Raw genomic sequence first — 5,647 nt, forward strand, 5'->3', positions numbered from 1 at the left:
TGCAGTATACAACAAAAAAAAAGTCTCATACAAAACTGTATGAGACTTTCTAATAATATAAAAACTGGCGGCGGCCTACTCTCCCGCTTGTCGCAGTACCATCGGCGCTGGTGGGCTTAACTTCTGTGTTCGGAATGGGAACAGGTGAGCCCCACCGCTAAAACCACCCTAAAGAAGGTATATAGCTGTAGGCAGTAGGCTATAAGCTTCAAGCTTACAGCGTAAAGCATACTGCTTTTTTATCGATAAAAACTTTCACAAAGACAAAACCTTAACTGCGCATAAAAGGCTTGTATAATTTAAATTATATTTGTTATAGCAACCTATAGGCTATAAATCTACGGGTAATTAGTACTACTCGGCTATGACATTACTGCCTTTACACCTATAGCCTATCAACGTGGTCATCTCCCACGACCCTTAAAAGATGTCTCATCTTGAGGCGAGTTTCGCACTTATATGCTTTCAGTGCTTATCTCTTCCAAACGTAGCTACTCAGCGGTGCACCTGGCGGTACAACTGATACACCAGAGGTTTGTTCAATTCGGTCCTCTCGTACTAGAATCAAGCCCTCTCAAACATCTAACGCCCGCAATAGATAGAGACCGAACTGTCTCACGACGTTCTGAACCCAGCTCGCGTGCCACTTTAATGGGCGAACAGCCCAACCCTTGGGACCTTCTCCAGCCCCAGGATGTGACGAGCCGACATCGAGGTGCCGAACCTCCCCGTCGATGTGAGCTCTTGGGGGAGACTAGCCTGTTATCCCCGGAGTACCTTTTATCCTATGAGCGATGGCCCTTCCATACGGAACCACCGGATCACTATGTCCTGCTTTCGCACCTGATCGACTTGTTGGTCTCACAGTCAAGCACCCTTATGCCATTACACTCTACGCACGGTTACCAAGCGTGCTGAGGGTACCTTTGAAAGCCTCCGTTACTCTTTTGGAGGCGACCACCCCAGTCAAACTACCCACCACGCAATGTCCTTCAATTCAGAAGTTAGGCTCCAAGTAAGTAAAGGGTGGTATTTCAACGTTGGCTCCACCAACACTAGCGTGCCGGCTTCAAAGCCTCCCACCTATCCTACACATTACTTACTCAAAGTCAATACGAAGTTATAGTAAAGGTTCACAGGGTCTTTTCGTCCCATTGCGGGTAATCGGCATCTTCACCGATACTACAATTTCACCGAGCTCGTGGCTGAGACAGTGCCCAGATCGTTACACCATTCGTGCAGGTCGGAACTTACCCGACAAGGAATTTCGCTACCTTAGGACCGTTATAGTTACGGCCGCCGTTTACTGGGGCTTCAGTTAATGCCTTCGGTTTAACCCTAAGCACCTTCCTTAACCTTCCAGCACCGGGCAGGTGTCAGACCCTATACAGCATCTTTCGATTTAGCAGAGTCCTGTGTTTTTGATAAACAGTCGCCTGGGCCTCTTCACTGCGGCCACCATTGCTGATGGCGTCTCTTCTTCCGAAGTTACGAGACTATTTTGCCTAGTTCCTTAGCCACGACTCACTCGAGCACCTTAGGATTCTCTCCTCGACTACCTGTGTCGGTTTTGGTACGGGTTGCTTCAATTCGGCTTTTCTTGGATCAGATTACACTACAGCAGCTTCGCCCGAAGGCTAGGCCTTGACTATTCCGTCAGTCTCCAGCAGCTACATCCAACCGTCCCCTTTATTCTTGAGCAAGTATGGGAATATTAACCCATTGTCCATCCACTACCCCTTTCGGGTTCGCGTTAGGTCCCGACTAACCCTCAGCTGATTAGCATGGCTGAGGAAACCTTAGTCTTTCGGTGAGGGGGTTTCTCGCCCCCTTTATCGTTACTTATGCCTACATTTTCTTTTCTATCCGCTCCACAATACCTCACAGTACTGCTTCGGCGCAAATAGAATGCTCTCCTACCAGATATACCCCTAAGGTATAAATCCATAGCTTCGGTAATATGTTTATGCCCGATTATTATCCATGCCGGACCGCTCGACTAGTGAGCTGTTACGCACTCTTTAAATGAATGGCTGCTTCCAAGCCAACATCCTAGCTGTCAATGCAGTCCAACCGCGTTGCTTCAACTTAACATATATTTGGGGACCTTAGCTGTTGGTCTGGGTTCTTTCCCTCTCGGACATGGACCTTAGCACCCATGCCCTCACTGCCGACGAACATTTATTAGCATTCGGAGTTTGTCAGGAATTGGTAGGTGGTGAAACCCCCGCATCCAATCAGTAGCTCTACCTCTAATAAACTTAACATCGACGCTGCACCTAAATGCATTTCGGAGAGTACGAGCTATCTCCCAGTTTGATTGGCCTTTCACCCCTACCCACAGGTCATCCGAAGACTTTTCAACGTCAACCGGTTCGGTCCTCCACTCTGTGTTACCAGAGCTTCAACCTGCCCATGGGTAGATCACAAGGTTTCGCGTCTAATCCTACTAACTAACCGCCCTATTCAGACTCGCTTTCGCTCCGGCTCCGGTACTTAATACCTTAACCTCGCTAGTAAAATTAACTCGTAGGCTCATTATGCAAAAGGCACGCCGTCACAGCTTAATGCTGCTCCGACCGCTTGTAGGCGTACGGTTTCAGGTTCTATTTCACCCTTCTATTCGAAGTGCTTTTCACCTTTCCTTCACAGTACTTGTTCACTATCGGTCTTTCAGGAGTATTTAGCCTTGGAGGATGGTCCCCCCATATTCAGACAGGATTTCACGTGTCCCGCCCTACTCATTTATCACTCAAATATGCCTTTCATATACGGGGCTATCACCCTCTACGGCTGTTCTTTCCAGAACATTCTATTAAACATATATCAGCTTTTGGGCTAATCCGCTTTCGCTCGCCACTACTTACGGAATCTCTTCGATTTCTTTTCCTCCGGGTACTTAGATGTTTCAGTTCTCCGGGTTTGCTTCCCCTAAGGGATGACATGTCTTCAACATGCCGGGTTGCCCCATTCGGACATCTGCGGATCTATTCGTGTGTGCCGATCCCCGCAGCTTTTCGCAGCTTACCACGTCCTTCTTCGCCTCTGAAAGCCTAGGCATCCGCCATACGCCCTTAACGATTTCTTTCCTATTTTTAGGTTACTCAAGCGCTTTTATGCGCTCGGTTTTCTCTTTGTGATGTCTTTACCGTTAATGTCAATGATCTTTAATGCTATTTCTGCTTTAACCCGCAAATATTGTTTTTGGCTCTATTTGCTTTTTTAAGATTAAAACATCCACTATGTGGAGAATAAGGGAGTCGAACCCTTGACCTCCTGCGTGCAAGGCAGGCGCTCTAGCCAGCTGAGCTAATTCCCCCTCTAGGTGCTGTAGGCTTTACGCTATAAAACCAAGGCTTAATGCCTCCAGCTTAATGCTTATTGCTTACCGCTTTAATTAGTAGTCTCGGGCAGGCTCGAACTGCCGACCTCTACATTATCAGTGTAGCGCTCTAACCAGCTGAGCTACGAGACTGTCTGTTAGACTAACAGATTTCAGATAATAGATACCAGACTTAACTTTTTCTTTTATCTTTCCTCTCGTCTCAATCCCTTTTACTAATTTCTAGTGGGTGTTGTATTGTTTTATATATCAACCAAATAAAAAACTAAAGCTGAACTTTAAGTAAGTTCGTGTGTATCTTACGATACTTAATTTTGTTTAACGTTCTTCAACGCTCTAAAATGAGATGTTCCAGCCGCACCTTCCGGTACGGCTACCTTGTTACGACTTAGCCCTAGTTACCTGTTTTACCCTAGGCAGCTCCTATTACGGTCACCGACTTCAGGTACCCCAGACTTCCATGGCTTGACGGGCGGTGTGTACAAGGCCCGGGAACGTATTCACCGCGCCATGGCTGATGCGCGATTACTAGCGATTCCAGCTTCATAGAGTCGAGTTGCAGACTCCAATCCGAACTGAGACCGGCTTTCGAGATTTGCATCACATCGCTGTGTAGCTGCCCTCTGTACCGGCCATTGTATTACGTGTGTGGCCCAAGGCGTAAGGGCCGTGATGATTTGACGTCATCCCCACCTTCCTCTCTACTTGCGTAGGCAGTCTCACTAGAGTCCCCAACTTAATGATGGCAACTAGTGACAGGGGTTGCGCTCGTTGCAGGACTTAACCTAACACCTCACGGCACGAGCTGACGACAACCATGCAGCACCTTGAAAAATGTCCGAAGAAAAGTCTATTTCTAAACCTGTCATTTCCCATTTAAGCCTTGGTAAGGTTCCTCGCGTATCATCGAATTAAACCACATAATCCACCGCTTGTGCGGGCCCCCGTCAATTCCTTTGAGTTTCATTCTTGCGAACGTACTCCCCAGGTGGCTAACTTATCACTTTCGCTTAGTCTCTGAATCCGAAAATCCAAAAACGAGTTAGCATCGTTTACGGCGTGGACTACCAGGGTATCTAATCCTGTTCGCTCCCCACGCTTTCGTCCATCAGCGTCAGTTGTTGCTTAGTAACCTGCCTTCGCAATTGGTGTTCTAAGTAATATCTATGCATTTCACCGCTACACTACTTATTCCAGCTACTTCAACAACACTCAAGACATGCAGTATCAATGGCAGTTTCACAGTTAAGCTGTGAGATTTCACCACTGACTTACACATCAGCCTACGGACCCTTTAAACCCAATAAATCCGGATAACGCTTGCACCCTCCGTATTACCGCGGCTGCTGGCACGGAGTTAGCCGGTGCTTATTCGTATAGTACCTTCAGCTAGATACACGTATCTAGGTTTATCCCTATACAAAAGAAGTTTACAACCCATAGGGCCGTCATCCTTCACGCGGGATGGCTGGATCAGGCTTGCACCCATTGTCCAATATTCCTCACTGCTGCCTCCCGTAGGAGTCTGGTCCGTGTCTCAGTACCAGTGTGGGGGATCACCCTCTCAGGCCCCCTAAAGATCGTAGACTTGGTGAGCCGTTACCTCACCAACTATCTAATCTTGCGCGTGCCCATCTCTATCCACCGGAGTTTTCAATATCAACTGATGCCAGTCAATATATTATGGGGTATTAATCTTCCTTTCGAAAGGCTATCCCCCAGATAAAGGCAGGTTGCACACGTGTTCCGCACCCGTACGCCGCTCTCTCTGTCCCGAAAGACAAATACCGCTCGGCTTGCATGTGTTAGGCCTCCCGCTAGCGTTCATCCTGAGCCAGGATCAAACTCTCCATTGTATGTTTGTCCCGAGCTCACTCAAAGTTTCTTAACGCTTTAGTTTTTCCTTACTTGGTTGTTATATTGTATGTCAATGATCTTTATATCTTTCCGCTTTCATAAAGAACTCTCTCTGTCGTTCTGTTCCTTATTTGCGGTTGCAAAAGTAATAACTTATTTCTTAATGACCAAATGTTTTGAAAGAAAATTTTAAAGTTTTTTTAGTAACCTTAACCCCTCTCTAAAACTCAATCCTTAACTCCTGCGCTTCCCGGCAAACCGGACTGCAAAGGTAAACATTTTTTTTAATCCCACAAAACTTATTTTATAAAGTTTTTTCGGTCTCCTTAAATGAATACTTAGAGTGTTTTTTATTCTTCTGCGCTTACTGATAATCTCTCGTTTTCAGTGCGGCAAAGATAACAACTTATACTGTCATAAAACAAACTTACTTAACATAAAATTCAT

General features: G+C 46.4%; 2 tRNA genes and 3 rRNA genes. All 5 read right to left on the reverse strand.

Annotated elements, in window-relative coordinates:
• Window positions 1-62 precede the first annotated feature (62 nt).
• Window positions 63-171, reverse strand: a 5S ribosomal RNA gene (rrf, locus tag J2Y40_RS23865).
• Window positions 172-328: 157 nt separating this feature from the next.
• Window positions 329-3,088, reverse strand: a 23S ribosomal RNA gene (locus tag J2Y40_RS23870).
• A 157-nt stretch (window positions 3,089-3,245) separates the two neighbouring features.
• A tRNA-Ala gene (locus J2Y40_RS23875) sits at window positions 3,246-3,319 on the reverse strand.
• Between the two features lie 82 nt (window positions 3,320-3,401).
• Window positions 3,402-3,475, reverse strand: a tRNA-Ile gene (locus J2Y40_RS23880).
• A 207-nt stretch (window positions 3,476-3,682) separates the two neighbouring features.
• Window positions 3,683-5,199, reverse strand: a 16S ribosomal RNA gene (locus tag J2Y40_RS23885).
• Together the 16S, 23S and 5S rRNA genes with 2 tRNA genes alongside form the textbook arrangement of a ribosomal RNA operon.
• Window positions 5,200-5,647 lie beyond the last annotated feature (448 nt).

This window comes from Chryseobacterium sp. 2987 (assembly GCF_031456375.1).
Lineage (GTDB): Bacteria > Bacteroidota > Bacteroidia > Flavobacteriales > Weeksellaceae > Chryseobacterium > Chryseobacterium vaccae.